The sequence below is a fragment of the Sphingobacteriales bacterium genome (assembly GCA_016699615.1).
GTDB lineage: Bacteria > Bacteroidota > Bacteroidia > Chitinophagales > JADIYW01 > JADJSS01.
Genome location: CP064984.1, coordinates 1,495,958 through 1,512,204, shown reverse-complemented (window position 1 = coordinate 1,512,204; position 16,247 = coordinate 1,495,958). Strand labels below are relative to the sequence as shown.

Annotated in this window: 16 protein-coding genes; 1 reads left to right on the top strand and 15 read right to left on the bottom strand. The window is 28.0% G+C overall.

Annotation, left to right across the window (positions count from 1 at the left end):
- Position 1: 1 nt before the first annotated feature.
- The 15 genes from IPK18_07210 to IPK18_07140 all read right to left on the bottom strand — a co-directional run bounded on the left by IPK18_07210 (position 2) and on the right by IPK18_07140 (position 12,695).
- On the bottom strand, positions 2–589 hold the full coding sequence (locus tag IPK18_07210; GenBank protein QQR96710.1) for a class I SAM-dependent methyltransferase: 588 nt from the start codon (positions 587–589) through the stop codon (positions 2–4).
- Positions 582–1,271, bottom strand: coding sequence for a hypothetical protein (locus IPK18_07205; GenBank protein ID QQR96709.1), 690 nt, complete (start codon positions 1,269–1,271; stop codon positions 582–584). The genes IPK18_07210 and IPK18_07205 overlap by 8 nt, the downstream gene beginning before the upstream one ends.
- An 88-nt stretch (positions 1,272–1,359) precedes the next feature.
- Positions 1,360–2,292 carry a glycosyltransferase family 2 protein gene (locus IPK18_07200; protein QQR96708.1) on the bottom strand — a complete coding sequence of 311 codons (933 nt, stop codon included), beginning with the start codon at positions 2,290–2,292 and terminating at the stop codon, positions 1,360–1,362.
- A 2-nt stretch (positions 2,293–2,294) separates the two neighbouring features.
- Positions 2,295–2,993: a methyltransferase domain-containing protein gene (locus tag IPK18_07195; protein ID QQR96707.1), complete on the bottom strand. Its 699-nt coding sequence runs from the start codon at positions 2,991–2,993 to the stop codon at positions 2,295–2,297.
- Between the two features lie 7 nt (positions 2,994–3,000).
- Complete coding sequence (locus IPK18_07190) at positions 3,001–3,969, bottom strand: hypothetical protein (protein QQR96706.1); 969 nt, start codon at positions 3,967–3,969, stop codon at positions 3,001–3,003.
- Positions 3,970–3,978: 9 nt separating this feature from the next.
- On the bottom strand, positions 3,979–5,205 hold the full coding sequence (locus tag IPK18_07185; GenBank protein ID QQR96705.1) for a glycosyltransferase family 4 protein: 1,227 nt from the start codon (positions 5,203–5,205) through the stop codon (positions 3,979–3,981).
- Between the two features lies 1 nt (position 5,206).
- On the bottom strand, positions 5,207–6,304 hold the full coding sequence (locus IPK18_07180; GenBank protein ID QQR96704.1) for a DegT/DnrJ/EryC1/StrS family aminotransferase: 1,098 nt from the start codon (positions 6,302–6,304) through the stop codon (positions 5,207–5,209).
- A complete protein-coding gene (locus IPK18_07175) occupies positions 6,301–7,056 on the bottom strand; it encodes a class I SAM-dependent methyltransferase (GenBank protein ID QQR96703.1) in 756 nt (251 codons plus the stop codon). The genes IPK18_07180 and IPK18_07175 overlap by 4 nt, the downstream gene beginning before the upstream one ends.
- The gene (locus IPK18_07170) at positions 7,057–7,485 is read right to left on the bottom strand and encodes a hypothetical protein (protein ID QQR96702.1); all 429 of its coding nucleotides are present in this window, start codon (positions 7,483–7,485) and stop codon (positions 7,057–7,059) included.
- Positions 7,463–8,422: a GDP-mannose 4,6-dehydratase gene (locus IPK18_07165; protein ID QQR99310.1), complete on the bottom strand. Its 960-nt coding sequence runs from the start codon at positions 8,420–8,422 to the stop codon at positions 7,463–7,465. The genes IPK18_07170 and IPK18_07165 overlap by 23 nt, the downstream gene beginning before the upstream one ends.
- Before the next feature lie 9 nt (positions 8,423–8,431).
- Positions 8,432–9,442, bottom strand: a complete 1,011-nt coding sequence (locus IPK18_07160; protein ID QQR96701.1) for a glycosyltransferase — start codon at positions 9,440–9,442, stop codon at positions 8,432–8,434.
- Positions 9,430–10,026 carry a class I SAM-dependent methyltransferase gene (locus IPK18_07155; protein ID QQR96700.1) on the bottom strand — a complete coding sequence of 199 codons (597 nt, stop codon included), beginning with the start codon at positions 10,024–10,026 and terminating at the stop codon, positions 9,430–9,432. Before IPK18_07155 ends, IPK18_07160 begins: the two co-directional genes overlap by 13 nt.
- 5 nt (positions 10,027–10,031) lie before the next feature.
- Positions 10,032–10,553: an acyltransferase gene (locus IPK18_07150; GenBank protein QQR96699.1), complete on the bottom strand. Its 522-nt coding sequence runs from the start codon at positions 10,551–10,553 to the stop codon at positions 10,032–10,034.
- Between the two features lie 130 nt (positions 10,554–10,683).
- Entirely contained in the window at positions 10,684–11,814 is a 1,131-nt protein-coding gene (locus IPK18_07145) for an ABC transporter ATP-binding protein (GenBank protein QQR96698.1), read from the bottom strand.
- Between the two features lie 20 nt (positions 11,815–11,834).
- Entirely contained in the window at positions 11,835–12,695 is an 861-nt protein-coding gene (locus tag IPK18_07140; protein QQR96697.1) for an ABC transporter permease, read from the bottom strand.
- Between the two features lie 84 nt (positions 12,696–12,779).
- Between IPK18_07140 and IPK18_07135 the strand changes: the two genes are divergently transcribed.
- The gene (locus IPK18_07135) at positions 12,780–16,241 is read left to right on the top strand and encodes a PKD domain-containing protein (protein ID QQR96696.1); all 3,462 of its coding nucleotides are present in this window, start codon (positions 12,780–12,782) and stop codon (positions 16,239–16,241) included.
- Positions 16,242–16,247 lie beyond the last annotated feature (6 nt).

Sequence of the window (16,247 nt, the reverse complement as noted above, 5' to 3'; positions counted from 1 at the left end):
ATTAAACAATTATACCTAGACCATAGTGTTTTTTATAATTATAGAATTTCTTTCCTGTTTTTTTTGCAATATCATATACTGCATCTCTAACATCTGAGAATGATTCGGTATCATGAAAAATAGTGCAATCACTATGCTCAGCACTCCATAATCCACAGTCGTAAGTATCTTTGTATGTGTGTACAATATCAACATGAATAAGATTATAATGTTGAGTATCATTTTTTATATATTCTTTATAATCTGCTCTAATTAGATTAATATTTTTAAAAGGAGCCAATCGGTTTACTGTATCTTCATAATGATACTTCTTATTGCTAGTATGTATGTCTCCAGTAAATAAATCTACGCCAATAACTTTATCAAAATAACTTGATAAAGCTACCGTTGAAAATCCAAACTCAACACCAAACTCTAAGCAATTTTCTGTTTTAAGGTTAAATCTAGTAATTAAATCTCTTATTATTAAATCATGTCCTTTCCATGCAGACGAGATTTCTAATAATTTAAACTCTGGCTCTTCAATTATTTCAGGTACATAATCAATAATTGTTCTATTTCTTAAATAATTTCTAATTCTTTTATACATAATTTTTATTTTTTTTATATAAATTTTCTGGATATTCATTTTGATATAATGACATTTCTATGGAATGTGCATTATAACATTTTTCAAAATTACATAGCGAACCAAAAAAGGCTTCACTACCTAAATAATTTTGCTGTATTGGTTTATTTTTAAACTCATTTCTTAAATAGGATAAGTTTACACTAACAAAAGTTCCTCTATACCAATGCGAAACGCCTAGTTTTTCTTGATTTACAATTTCCCCATTAACTTTATTTTGTGACAACATAGCTCCATATAAATAATACCCGTCTTTGAATGCACCTATAGTATCTTCAAATCTATCAAATATAAAGTATCTCATTACTTCTCTCCAATCAGCAACACCTTTGTGATTAGGTTTTGTTACACCTTTTGCATGAGCGTATGTTAGTATATTATATTTATCCAAATTAAATTGTTTTCTAAATTTTTGTAATCCTTTAACTTCTCCCAAAGTTCTACTATTTACTGTAATGAGAATCTTTTTTACTTTTTTCTGTTTTAAAAAAAACATATAGGCAAAGATGGCGCGATAAAATGTTTTTATATCAAAATTAATATTTACTACTACATCATCTTGAGGAATATACTGAAAGATATCTTTTGTTATGTATAGCCAATTATTGACACAATATAGATTATAAAATAGTATAGTCTTCATATACACGTACAATTATAAACAACAAAAGGTTATTTTTCAATATTTAGTTTATACTCATTATCTCTGCAAGGTAAAAATTCCGTCACTATCATTTATTAAATATTCTACTAAGATAGAAAATAATTGTCTTAAATGGAAATTGTATGAAATTTTCAGATAAGCTTTTTAAAAATTGTTTGTAGTTCATTTCTTTTCTAAATATTGCAATTTTTGTTTTATTGTATTCATAATTATTTTCCTTTATAAATAAAGAATATTCTTCCATGTTTATCTTCTTATTTTTGTAGTAATAGTCGAATATTGCTTGTTTAACATCATATAGATTTTTTTCTGCTTTACCTGAAAATATGACTTGAGTTCTAGTAAAATTTTGACTCCATATTCTATGATAATGATACAATTTATCTAAAAAATAGATATTGTAATGCGCACCAATTCTAAAATAAAACTCTGTATCACCTGCTGGTAATAATGTATATGTTCCAAATTTTTGAATTATTTCTGTTCTGATTAACCCATTGCCTTGTTGTGCAAGTGCAGGATTAAATAAACCATTGCCTTGCTTTACTCTCCAAATAAAATCTGTGCTTTTATTTTTAAATTCATTTGGTAACTGATATTCTGTATTTGGAATAATATTATCATTTTCATCAATATAAATGTATCTTCCACAAACCATTCCTATATTATCCTGATTAGATATAATATTATAACAGTCTTGAATAAAATTTTCTTCCCACCAATCATCTGCATCTAGTTTTGCCCAATATTTGCCAGTAATATATTTTAATGCTTGATTCCAATTAGGCATCATTCCTAGGTTTTTCTCATTTTTATATAACTGGATTCTTTTATCTTTTATAGCATACTCTTTACATATTGAATAAGTATTGTCTGTTGATGCATCATCTACTAATATTAATTCAAAGTCTGTAAATTTTTGAATAAGCACAGATTCGATTGCTTTACCAATATATTTTTCAGTATTATAGACTGGAATAATGATAGATACTTCTGGCATAATTATTTAGTTGCTTCTACTACAAAAGTTTCAATCAAATTATTTGTTTCGCCCATCATATTAGCGTGTTTTTCTATATTCTTTAATGCTTCATTTTCGCTCTTATATACTTGACACTTTTTTATTTTATTAAATTTTGCAGACATTAAGAGATATTCTAAAGATTCAAAATTGTGAATAAAGCGATGATGAAATGCATAAAATATTTTATTTATTTGTAATGCAGGTATATTTGGATATTCTTTGCCATAAAACTTCTCAACATAAAATTGTATATATTCTAGATGTTCTTTTTTTGTTGGATCTGATAATAATAACGCGAGATTATCAAGATTAGGTGTTGCTAATCTAATAACGCCATTCGGTTTGAGTGTTCTAAAACATTCATTCAACATTAATTTTGCTTCATCAAAAGTAATATGTTCAATCATATGCTCTGCAAAGATGAAATCAAAAGTATTATCCTGAATAGGAAACTTCTTTGTTGCATCCATGTATGCAGTATCTTTCGTTTTGGGTAAGATATCAACATTTAGCCAACCTTGCATTGGTGAACCTTGTGCTCCAATTTGTAGTTTCTTTTCTGAGTTATTATTCAAATAATCTGTTATAACTTTTTCACTTTGCTTTTTATGAATTTCTACATCAAGCTGATTAATATCGAAACCTAGTAATTTTTTTATTCTATATATTAATGCCATTGTTGGGTTATTTAATTCTTTGATATATTTTTTTAAGTGTACTAATAATCAATTTTTCATTTGTAAATTCTTGAATTGGTAAAATCGTGACTTTTTTATTTAATTGATATTGGATATTTTGAATAAGTTTATTTAATACTGGAAACAGCTGATATTGGTGCAATACTTTTTCTCTTGAATCGATAATGTACTGAATATTATGTTCATAATATTTATTATCAATTGCACTTTCTATTGTATGAATTATTTCTTTATAATCATCAATATCATTTAACAGAATCATAGATTTATGATCAAAGTAATCAGTGATATTTGGACACCCAAAATAAATTGGCATTGTGTATGAAAGAAAACAATCTGCTATTTTCTCAGTCCAATAATCATTATATATAGAATTTTCAATTGCAATTGAATATTTATATGGATAAAGTCCTTCCGTTTTATCTTTTATATAAATATTTCCTCTTCCATACCAATCTAGTTTATCTTTAAAATGTCCTTGTAACTTATTTAGTAATATAAATCTTTTTTTATGAAGTTCTGATATGTAAAGATTTGAAATGATAGCTGAGATAGTTTTTTGTTTTTGGATTGGAGGTGTAATGATTAATTCATCATAAGTTTTTTGTAACTGCCAAGGACAAATATATTGTATTTTATAAGTATTACTAAATTTTGATAACATATCTTCTCTTGAGGTTGCAATTTTATTAAATTGAGATAAAAATTTATTAGAATAGTTTGGAATGCTTTCTCTTTCTTCACTTGGAATGAAAATCGTTTCATACCTTACGAATGCACTTTCTTTTTTATTTAGATTTCCGATTACTATCCAAAAATCGCAGTTATCAGTTTCATTATTAATCTCGTATTTCATATTTCCCCATACTCCAGAAGAATTTAGACTTTGAGCTAAGAAGTTACTCCACAAGTCTGTTTTGTGCCAAGATGTTGGAAATGTTAGTTTAACAACCATTTAATGTTATTATTTAAATAATCTTCTAACTTTTTGTATCTCATATAAAATATTATCCAGCAACTTCATAGTATTGTTAAATTTTTCATGCGATTGTTCATTATATTTATATCTTTCGCTTTCAACTAAAATTGTCTTCATCTTTTTAAGAATTTCTTGCCAAGATAATGGATTAAAATACAATGCATTATTTTCTAATATTTCTCGATGACCTTCTAAATCTGAACAAATTACAGGACATCCAATGTAATATGCTTCTAATAAAGGCATATTCGTTGGCCCAAGTAATGTTGGCATTATTAATGCTGCCGCCGATTTATAAAATGCATAGATTGATATATCATCTACAAATCCTGTAAAAATAACTCTATTATTTAGACCAAGATTACTTACAACATCCTTTATATATGAAAGATTTCCTCCAGCATCGGAACCAGATAGAATCAATTTGAAATCAGCATTATTTTTATCTTTTAGGAATTCACTAAATGCAACAATTAATGTATAGTGATTTTTGTGAGCCCAAAATTGTGCAGGGTAAAAAAAGAATCTATCTTTGATAAGATTATAATTATTTAAAACATCATTAATTAATCTATTATCAATTTTCAATTCTACAACATTGCTTGGAAACATGGGCATTTCCCAAATTCTTTCTGGATTTATGTTTTCATATCTTATAAGTTCATCAATACTTTTTTTACTTTCTGTAATTATAGCAAGTGATTTTCTTAAATTAACCCTATGGTATCTTTCTCTATTTTCAAATTTATTATTTGCTGTTACTTCTGGAAATGCATACATCGACACATGTCCTAAATCCCAATGAGTTGATATATATGGAACACCATAGTCTTCCGATCCAGGTGTAATAAAATAAATTGTATTTATATCATTATTAAGTAAAATTTTATTAATTTCATTTTTATAATAATTATCATACTCAGTAATTGCAAAATTATTGATGCCAATTTTATTAAAAATATCTAACGAAAAAATTCTTCTAATAATTCTCTTTTTGATTGTCCAATAAGAATTATATATTTTATGATAGTCAATTCCAATACACTTTTTTTGAAATTTGTTAGCTAATGAGTTTTTATCTATGATAAAATAAATATTAACACAGTCATTGAATTTATATTTATCAATCAGTTCAACTAACTTATTTTCATAAGAATAACCACCACCAGTTAATTTATTATTGTTACTTTTTATGAAAATGCCAATGTTCATTCTAAGTATTTATAATTTTTGTCACAAAATCTATTTCAGTATTTTGTAAGCCTAATCCACTTGGTAAATAAAATCCATTTCGTGCTAATTTCTCAGCAACTGGGTAACACTCATTTTTCAAAAGACCCATCTTTAAAAATACTGGTTGCTCATGCATACACCAAAAGAAGGGTCTTGTTCCAATTCCTGCATCATTGAGTTTTTTTACAATCTGGTTTTTCATTTCTTCGGAATCTGCAACCAATCCAAATACCCAAAAGATATTATCAGCATAGGTTGTATTGGACAGTGGCAATTGGAATCCTTTTAATTCTTTCAATCCTTCGAGATATTTATTTCCGATTTCTCTTTTTCTAATAATATGATAATTTATTTTTTCTAGTTGTGCTAAACCTAATGCTGCTTGCAAGTTGGTCATTCTATAATTCCATCCAATTTCGTGGTGAACAAATCGTCTACCATTTATTTCAAAACATAAGTTTCTATAGTACTTACATTTATCTGCTAATTCTTTATTATTCGTAACTAACATTCCTCCTTCGCCGGTAGTAATATGTTTGTTTGGATAGAAACTAAAAATACTAATATCTCCAAAACAACCGCATTTTTTCCCTTTATATGTTTGTCCGTGCATTTCTGCAGCGTCTTCAATTAAATAGAGATTATATTTCTTACATAAATCAATAACTGGATCCATATCTACTGGCAATCCATAAATATGTACAACTATGATAGCTTTAGTCTTATGTGTTATTTTCTGTTCTATTTGAGTAACATCCATGTTCCAGGTGTCTTCACAGCTGTCAATTAATACAGGAATAGCACCTGCAGAAACAACAGATTGAGCTGGAGATATAATTGTAAATGTAGGCATTATAACTTCATCATCTTTCCCTAACCCAAGTGCCTTAATTGCAATATCAAGCGCAGCCGAACCATTAGATACAGCGATCCCATAATTTCTATCTACATATAAAGCCATTTCTGCTTCGAATTTTGTAATAAAAGGGCCTTCAGATGATATCCAGCCTGTTTCAATACATTCAGTTACGTATTTTAATTCATTTCCGTTTAAGAGTGGAGTATTTACAGGTATCATAATTGTCTTTTTTTAAGAATAAAACAAACTCCCCATGTATTTTCTGATGGTTTATTCTCTGTTAGATATTCTTCTGTCAGTACTACTTCAAATCCTATTAGTTCTGAAATCATTTTAATTTCTGGAATTGAGTAATATCGCATTGGATGTTTCTCAAATATTGTATTAGTAATATTTGTTGATTTATCTATTATATTAACTTCAAAGTTGACCTCAACTAAGTTATTTTCTGTTTCATGGATAGATTCTGCAATCCTAATAATCTTTATTTCTTCATTTTCAATACGCTTTACACGTGTTTCAGGTTTTTGATTGTAGACTGCTGGTGCATACCATACATCAAAGATAAAAATACCATTAGATTGAAGATGATTGAATACATTTTTCATGCATTTAATTATATCATTATTCTGTGTTAGGTAAGAAATAACATGAAATAGGGATATAGCTACATCAAATACTTGATCCGATTTGAAATTTGTGATATCGCCATGATTTGGGTTAAAATTTGGTATTTTTTTTTGTTTAGCTAAGGTTACCATTTCTAAGCTCCTTTCAATTCCAAAAACTGAAAAATTGCTCTCACAAAGATACTTAGCATGTGAACCACTTCCACAACCTAATTCAAGAATGTTTTTTGAATTAGGTCGAAATTTGTCTACCTTTTTTATTATGTAATCTACCTCTGTTTTATAGTCTTTATCTTTATATAACAGATCATAATATTTGCTGTAATTGTTAAAATTAGTCATTTATTTATACTTAACTTCATAATCTTTTATTGAGGAAAATCTTATTTTATCATTTTCACCACAATATGGTCCTTGTTTAACTTCAATAATTTCAGACTGTTCTATCATCTTGAATCCGTGGCCACCATCTGCCAATAATATTACATCTCCTTTATCTAAAATTGTACTAATTACGTAATTTTGTTCGTTGTCATAAAAATCTATACGTACTTTTCCATTTTTAATAAATAGTACTTCTTGAGTTAAGTGTACCTCTCTCGAAACAATATTGTGTCTGTGAGGAGGGATTACATAATCTTTTGGCCTATTCATATAGCCCAATTGTTGGGAATCATTATCATTAGTAAAAAATTCTATACTTTCATTGTGATAGTTAGATTTTATTATAATGGCTAATTGTGTATTATTATGAATTATCTTTTGTAACATCTTTTATTTTTTTTATCCATTCATATTGTTTCATTAGTCCTTCATGTATCTCAATTTTAGGATTGTAATTTAGTATTTTTTTCCCTTTTTCTATATTTGCATAAGTTTTAGGTACATCTCCTACCTGATATTCTGCTTGAATTATCTTTGGAGATAATTGAGTTACCTTTCCAATTTGATAAATTAATTCTTCTAAGTTTATAGTAGTATTATTACCTAGATTAATGACTTCGTACATTGTTCTATTATAATTTATTGCACCAATAATTCCTTGTATTATATCATCAATATAAGTATAATCTCTAAAAGTATTTCCACTACCATACATCTCTATAGGTTGATTATTTAATATTTTATTAAAGAATTTTTGAATTGCTAAATCTGGTCTTTGTTTTGGTCCATAAACAGTAAAAAAACGTAGCGCAATAAAACGGATATTATATAAGTAACTATATGTAAATCCTATCTTTTCTGCTGCTAATTTAGAAGAAGCATATGGACTAATTGGAAGCATATCTGTCTCATTTTCTGACCATGGAATATTTTGATTAATTCCATACACACTGCTTGATGAGGCAAAGATGAATTGTTGGATTTTATTTTTTTTTGCAAATTCTAACATTGCCAGCGTTCCATTGATATTAGTATCAAAATATTCATGTGCATCCTCAATGCTTGGTCTTACTCCTGCTTTGGCTGCTAAGTGAATAATACAATCAATCTCTTTATCTAATTTTATATCATTAATTTTTCTTATATCTGTTTGAATAAACCTAAAATTAGGATTTTCAAAGTGATTTTTTTGGTTACTTTTTTTAATAGCAATATCATAAAAATCATCATAATTATCAATTGATAAAATATAATTTTCTTTATCTAATAGCAACGAGTCTATTAATGAACTACCTATAAAACCTGCTCCACCTGTGACTAAAATATTCTTATATTAAATATATTTCTTTTTATTAATCCAATTTCTGATTTCTTGATTAGATGCATAACAGTTTATAAGATAGTTATACCCTTTATTATAATATTTTACTAAATTTTTGTCAAAATCTGTTGTCTTTAAATTGTTATTAATTTCATTTAGTATTTTTATTTGTTCTAATCCTAAAAGTATTTTCAAGTATAGTTTAAATTTATGCAAATATTTATTCTTTTTTGACTCTTTTGTTACATTGTATCTTAAAATACTATATGCATCAGAAATACCTTGCATATATCTTCTTTTGTAGAAATATTCTTCCGTCATCCTATCGTTTGATACCCAATGATATACAGATGCTAATGGATGATAATATGCTTTAAGACATTTATCTTCAACATATTTTGAAATATGAGTTTCTCCATTACCTCTAAATCTAATTAATTCGAAAGGCATTCCATCTGGATTAAAACCACCAGCATCTAGTACTATATTTTTTCTTACACTAAAATTACAACCAAAAATATAAAAAGGTGAAACTTCTTTTTCAAATTCACCTAAATCTATGATGCTTAAATCACCTAAAACTTGTCCATGTTTGGTTATGGAATTCCAATTTTCTAATATCCAAAATGGTGGATTACTCTCAAACTTTGGTAAATTTTTTCCTCCTACAAGTACTATATTTTCGTCTTTTTGAAAAAGATTATAGATAGTTTCAAGCCATTCAGGAAAGGCAACAATATCATCATCTGCATATACTAATATATCTGATAGTGATGCTCTCAATCCGGCATGTCTTCCTTCGTGCAGGCCAGGTCTTGGTTCATATATATAATTTATTTGTAATTTATTGGTGTATTCAAAAGATATTGTTTTAGTTTTGTCTGTGGATCCATTGTCTACAATAATTACTTCAAAATTATCTTTATTAAATGTTTGTGCTACTATTGAATCAAGTGTTTCTTTTAAAAGATAACACCTGTTTTTTGTTGGAATAATTACAGATAATTTAATTATTTTTTCCATCCCCAATACATATTTGGTAATTTTTCAAATTTTGATAAATTCGGGTGAATGTTTTCATTTATTACTTTATTAACACCTTCTGCCCATCCTATATCATGCATTATTATTATTCCTTTTGATTTTAACTTTGGAAACCAAATATCAATATCTTTTTTTACTCCTTCATATGAATGATCTCCATCTATAAATATGAAATCAATATTTTTATTAAAATCAATTCCTGCTTGTTCACTTGTATTTCTTATTGTAATTATTTTATCCTCAACTGTTTTGATATTCTTTGAAAATTCTTGATATGAATCCCAATTCCCTTCAGTCATAGCATCATTATTCCATGTATCTACACAAAATAATTTTGATTTATCTTTTAGTCCTTTAGCAATCATTAATGAACTTGCCCCAATATATGATCCAACTTCTAATGCTATTGCTTCTTTGGGTAATGATTTAGCTAGCTCATATAGCTTGAATAATTCATAATTAGTTGTATATGTAGGTATTTGCCATTTATTAATCCCTAAACTTAATAATCTTATTTTTTGAATAATATTAAATGTAGGAATAGGAGCTTGAGTTGTTGTCATAAATATTATTTTCTGTGTTTTATTATTTTTGCTGGAACACCAGCAATAACTACATTATCAGGAAAACTTTGGGTAACTACACTTCCTGCACCTACAACTACACCACTTCCCAATACTACACCATCTAAAATTCTTGCACCATTCCCAATCCAAACATCATTACCTATTACTATTCCTTTTCTTGTTTCTGGTTGATTCATTATAGGAATTGTAATATTATCAAAAACGTGATTTGCGGGAATTATAACTGTGTGTGTAGCAATTCGAACTTTATTTCCAACCTTTAGACCTCCGTGACCATAAAGAACACAGAAAGGATTAACAGAACACTCATCTCCAATCTCAATATTTCCACCATAAGTTAACAACATACTAAAATCTTCTATCTGACAATTATTACCAATAGTAATTTTTCCTCCAAATAATGTTTCAATCTTTGACTTCTTAGAAATCTTAGTATTTATTCCAATTTTAATATCTGCTCTATTTCTTCTAAATAGATTTTGAAAGAATCTCAATATTTCCATGTATGAAAATTTTTCCTTGGTTACTATTTATTAATTTTCCAGAGTTATAAACATCCTTTGATATAATTTCAAAAGAAATTGCTTGTTCAATATAATCAATCCATTCTACTTGATTTGCAACTATTGATATTCAGACATAGTGCGTTCCTTCTAAAAAAGTTGGGTCTTTTATTGTTAATATTGCAGTACCTGACTCTATCTGTGTAGGTATTAAATCACCAGATATTTCATTATTCAATGAGGTTATTCTATCTCCTTGACTATTTTCAATACCAAAACCAAAAAGTGCATTCATTATAGGCTCTTTAGATTCAAAATTAAATTTAATCGAAAATTTTTCACCCATAAAAATATTCTTTGTAGTTTCTCCATGACTATTTTCAATCCATATCTTTTTAATTATTTTTCCTTTACCATTACTCCTTTTAGCATTCCCTAAATCAACAATATCTTCGTTTGTTTCACTTATATTTAATTTAAGATATTTATTGACGATTGTTGTTATATCACCAATTGAATTTATTCTTCCATTTTCTAATAAAATGCCTTTTTTACATAAATTTTGTACTGCAGCCATATTATGACTTACAAAAAGCACCGTTCTACCATCTCCTTTTGATATATCTTGTATTTTCCCAATTGCTTTCTTTTGGAATTCAACATCTCCTACAGCTAATACTTCGTCTACTATTAATATCTCAGGCTCTAAATATGCAGCTACTGCGAATCCCAATCTTACTCGCATTCCTGAACTAAATCTTTTTACAGGTGTATCCACATACATTGCACACCCTGAAAAATCAACTATCTCATCAAATTTTGCATTAATTTCTCTTTTTCTCATTCCAAGAATTGCCCCATTCAGATATATATTCTCTCGTGCTGTCATTTCTGGATGCATGCCTGTTCCTACTTCTAATAGTGATGCTATTCTACCTTTTGCTTTTATATATCCTGTTGTTGGTGATGTAATTTGAGAAATTATTTTTAATAATGTAGATTTACCCGCTCCATTTTTTCCAATTATACCTAATACTTCTCCTCTTTCAACTTCAAAGTTAATATCTTTCAAGGACCAAACATAGTCTGATTCTGCTTTTGTACTTCTGTCATTAGTTTGTCCTACAATTGCATATGGATCCTCTTTACCTCTAACCTTTGCCCACCATCTATTTAAATCATGTGATATTGTACCTGTCCCTACCTCACCCAATCGGTACAATTTACTTATATTTTCTACTTTCAATACTATCTCACCCATATTAATTACTTTCAAAGATACTAAATTGTATCCATAAAACTTTTCTCTGTTTTGTTAAATATTAGTATACCAAGAAATAAAATAAATATAATTATTACACTACTATATATCAACCCTCCAACATTAGTTTGTCCTGTACCAAAGAAACTATATTTAAAAGCTTCTATGATATATGTAATAGGATTTAGTTTAAAATAGAATTTATACTTATCAGGTATACTACTCAAAGGATAGATTACTGGAGTAGCATACATTAATAGTTGAACTCCAAATTGTATTAAAAATTTTAAATCTTTATATTTAGTTGTTAATGAACTAAAAATTAGTCCGAATCCTAACCCTAACAATGACATAAGAAAAATTAGTAGTGGTAAAAACACAATAGAAACTTGTATTTGTAGATTATAATCATTAGATAATATTAAATACATGTATATTGTTATAAATAATAATAACTGAATGAAAAATTTAAGTGTATTTGATATTACTACAGATATAGGAGATATTAATCTAGGGAAATATACCTTTCCATATATATCAGCATTCTGAGAAAAGGTATCTGATGTTCTAATAAAACAATCTGAGAAGTAATTCCAAATAATTATTCCACATAAATAGAATAGAGGCTTAGGGATTCCATCAGTAGAAAGATTAGCTATATTGCCAAATACAAAAACATAAATGATTGTTGTCATTATTGGTTGGGCAATAAACCACAGAGGACCAAGTACTGTTTGTTTATAATTAACAGCTATATCTCTTATTAGAAACATTTTTAACAAATCACTATACTGAAATAGTTGTGTGAAATTAATTTCAAATAATCCTCTCTTGGATGAAATAATAATTTCCCAAGTGTTACTGCTTATTTCTTTTGACATCTTATTAACACAAATATAGGTTTTTTTTTGCAATTGATTTTAAAAAAGACTAAATTAGAGGTAACAAAAAAACAAAATGGAGATATGAACAGACCTTTATTGCTATTCTTTTTTTCAGCCTTATGTTATTTATTGGTAAAATCAAATAATTTTGATCTTCATTTATTATATAATAATAGCTATACGACAATTGACAAGACAGTTAATATTAGTTGGCCAAAGTATAACATTTGCGATGATTATAATATCGAAGTTTCTTTAGAACAAGATTTTAATGAATTTATTTATCAGAGTAAAGTTGATAACAATAATGCAGTTATTCAGCTACCAGAGTATGGTTTATATTTTATAAGAGTAAAGCCTATTTGTAGTAAGACTTGGATAACTTCTACCTTGTTAGCATTAGATAAGTTTTCTTATAACATTTTTATTGAGAATTGGTTTGCCTCAGACAGCAACATTACCATAAACGCAGGAAGAGTATCTAGATGGGGAGACTATCTAAACAATATTAATAAATTTGGAATACAGAATACTGTAAATAATAGACCTATTGTCTCTAGTAATGAGAGATTCATAAATAATAACAGCACTGTATATTTTAGACCACAGACCACAAGAAGTAATTTAATATTGAATAAAAGGGTTGCGCTAAATAACTTCACTATAATTGCATTATATCAATTCTTAAACAATAATAGTTCACAAAGTCAAGTACTATTAGGTGAGAACTCAAATGGTTTCTTTGTTGAATACGATAGTCCATTACGCGGACTGGGCGTTCTATCTATGAATAATTCAAACTCTCCAGAATTTGAATATTGTGATAAGCTATATATCGACACTATTTTTTCAATAAATACAATATCTAAAAATAGAATATTAATTAATAATAAAAACAAACCTATCAATGGAAGCATTACTGATACCTTCAGATATTCAAATATTGGTTCAAGGGTAGACTTCTCTGATGTAACATCTTTTCAAGGGAAAGTAGCAGAAATCATAGTCTTTAATAAAGAACTGTCTGAAAATGAAATTACATTATTTCACAATTACCTATATACCAAATATGCTCCACCAGTAAATTTAGGATCTGATATTATTTTTGGTTCTACTTTCTCTAACAATTATACTATTGATGCATCAAATAGATTTATAAAATATCTTTGGTCTACTGGCGATACTACTCAAACAATTAATGTTCAAAATTGTGGTACTTATTCTGTTACTACAACAGATGTGTTTGGACGAACTAGCACTGATGAAATCCAAGTTTATCCATACAATAGATTAAATAATGATACACTATATATTTGTGATGGAAATTCAATCACAATTCATCTTAATTCAAATAGTATTTTAAATAAACTATGGTCAAATGGCTCAACTTCTGACTCAATTGTAATTAATAGTGAAGGAACATATGTTGTATCACTAACAGACATCAATAATAAGGTAGTAAAAGATACAATTACTGTGCTTTTTGATAAATTATTACTTAGCAATATCCCTTCAAATAACACACTAAATGGCTGTCGTCTTGAAGAAATAAATGTAGTAAATAATACAGGCATTGAATCTATACTTTGGTCTAATAATTCTACTACTAATTCATATACAATTACACAAAATGAAGAAGTTAGTGTGTATGCTAAATCTTATGTTGGTTGTGAATACAGAGACACATTCAACATTAACATTGTTGGTGAGAAGCCTATTGTAGATTTTGAGATTGGTGATATATTGTGTGAAAAACAGAACGTACAATTATATGATGCATCTTTCCCTCCATTTGGAAATTCTATTTCTACTTGGGAATGGAATTTTAGTGATACAACAGGATCTACTGAACAAAACCCTGAAAAAACATTTCAAAGCAGTGGTGCAAAATCAATTACGCTAAAAGCAACAACTAATGTAGGATGTTTTGACAAAGTTACTAAGACTATTACACTCAACAGAAAACCTCGTGCTTTATTTGACAACCTTTTGGCTTGTGCTGGTAATCCAACTCAATTTAGAGATTTTTCTATTCCAAACTCAGACTCTATACAACTTTGGAATTGGAACTTTAATAACATGGGTACATCAACTCAAAAAAATCCACTTTTTGAATTTCCGTCTGCAAATCTATATTATGTGCATCTTAAGGCAACAAATACGAATGGGTGTTTTGATACTTTAACTAAACCTTTAGGTGTAAATATATCACCTACCGCAAGCTTCACATCAGATAGTATTGCATGTACAAATTCTATCATCACATTCAACAATACTTCTTCTGCTCCTTTTCCATTATCAATTACTGCTTTCAATTGGTTTTTTGGTGATGGTGCCCAAGATAATTTCTTAAACAATACAAGTCACACCTATACAACAAATGGAAATTATACTGTGCGTCTAGCTGTTCGTGCAAATAACCAATGTGTTGATACAATAGCTAAAAAAATTAATATTTATAAGCAACCTGTTGTGGATTTTGACATATCAAATAATAAATGTATTGGACAAGCCATACAATTTACAGATGTGTCTACTGTTTCTGGCAATACTTATATGAGCAATTGGACATGGTTGTTTGGTGGAATCGGCACATCTAATCAACAGAATCCTTCTTTTACATTTACTGAACAAGGAAACTATACTGTACAGTTAAATGCATCAACAAACAAAGGTTGCTCTGCAATAAAAGTAAAAAGTGTAACTGTAACAGAGCCACCTGTTGTAGATTTTAACTTTTCGCCTACGAATGGACTACCGCCACTTGATGTAAGTTTTAATAATATATCTCCATCTGGCTCTACATTCTCTTGGAACTTTGGCGACGGAAGTGCCATTTTTAATGGTCCTTATCCACCAATTCATAATTATAATTCAGTTGGAAATTATCCAATACAATTGTCTGCAACCAATTTTCTTGGTTGTACTAATACAGTTACAAAATATATTTTAGTTGATGTTGCAAATATCGATGTTGAACTGCTTAATCTTGCAATTACACAAGATGAAGACTATTACAGAGCTTTATTAGGTATAAAAAATAATAGTAATATTCCAATCTATAATTTAGAATTAACTATTAGACTAGGCAATGGTACACTAATACGTGAAATATGGAATGGTGTATTACTACCAAATCAAACATTAAACTATACATTCGTTAGTGAATTGAGATATAACGGCACATCAAATATTCCTGTAATTTGTGCAAATATAGAATCTGTGAATTTTAATGCAACAGAAAACAATATTTCTAACAACTCATCTTGTGAAGACTTTACTATTGGTGATTTTGATATTTTAGCTTTATATCCAAATCCAACTTCTGGACAAGCTAATCTTGGTGTGATGATGCCTGAGGCAAATGCATTACAAATTAAAGTGTACAACTATCTTGGACAAGAACTTGTAAATCTTGATTACAATGCAATTCAAGGTTATAATTTAATTCCATTAGATTTATCCATGTTGCATGTTGCACAATATATTATTGAAGCAAGATATAATGATAAAGTAGCAAGAAAAACAGTTCAGAAGAAGTAAATTTCT

Bases quoted from the DNA above. Each gene is read 5' to 3' on its own strand.
- IPK18_07210 (QQR96710.1), bottom strand. From the start codon at position 589: ATGTATAAAAGAATTAGAAATTATTTAAGAAATAGAACAATTATTGAT.
- IPK18_07205 (QQR96709.1), bottom strand. From the start codon at position 1,271: ATGAAGACTATACTATTTTATAATCTATATTGTGTCAATAATTGGCTA.
- IPK18_07200 (QQR96708.1), bottom strand. From the start codon at position 2,292: ATGCCAGAAGTATCTATCATTATTCCAGTCTATAATACTGAAAAATAT.
- IPK18_07195 (QQR96707.1), bottom strand. From the start codon at position 2,993: ATGGCATTAATATATAGAATAAAAAAATTACTAGGTTTCGATATTAAT.
- IPK18_07190 (QQR96706.1), bottom strand. From the start codon at position 3,969: ATGGTTGTTAAACTAACATTTCCAACATCTTGGCACAAAACAGACTTG.
- IPK18_07185 (QQR96705.1), bottom strand. From the start codon at position 5,205: ATGAACATTGGCATTTTCATAAAAAGTAACAATAATAAATTAACTGGT.
- IPK18_07180 (QQR96704.1), bottom strand. From the start codon at position 6,304: ATGATACCTGTAAATACTCCACTCTTAAACGGAAATGAATTAAAATAC.
- IPK18_07175 (QQR96703.1), bottom strand. From the start codon at position 7,056: ATGACTAATTTTAACAATTACAGCAAATATTATGATCTGTTATATAAA.
- IPK18_07170 (QQR96702.1), bottom strand. From the start codon at position 7,485: ATGTTACAAAAGATAATTCATAATAATACACAATTAGCCATTATAATA.
- IPK18_07160 (QQR96701.1), bottom strand. From the start codon at position 9,442: ATGGAAAAAATAATTAAATTATCTGTAATTATTCCAACAAAAAACAGG.
- IPK18_07155 (QQR96700.1), bottom strand. From the start codon at position 10,026: ATGACAACAACTCAAGCTCCTATTCCTACATTTAATATTATTCAAAAA.
- IPK18_07150 (QQR96699.1), bottom strand. From the start codon at position 10,553: ATGGAAATATTGAGATTCTTTCAAAATCTATTTAGAAGAAATAGAGCA.
- IPK18_07145 (QQR96698.1), bottom strand. From the start codon at position 11,814: ATGGGTGAGATAGTATTGAAAGTAGAAAATATAAGTAAATTGTACCGA.
- IPK18_07140 (QQR96697.1), bottom strand. From the start codon at position 12,695: ATGTCAAAAGAAATAAGCAGTAACACTTGGGAAATTATTATTTCATCC.
- IPK18_07135 (QQR96696.1), top strand. From the start codon at position 12,780: ATGAACAGACCTTTATTGCTATTCTTTTTTTCAGCCTTATGTTATTTA.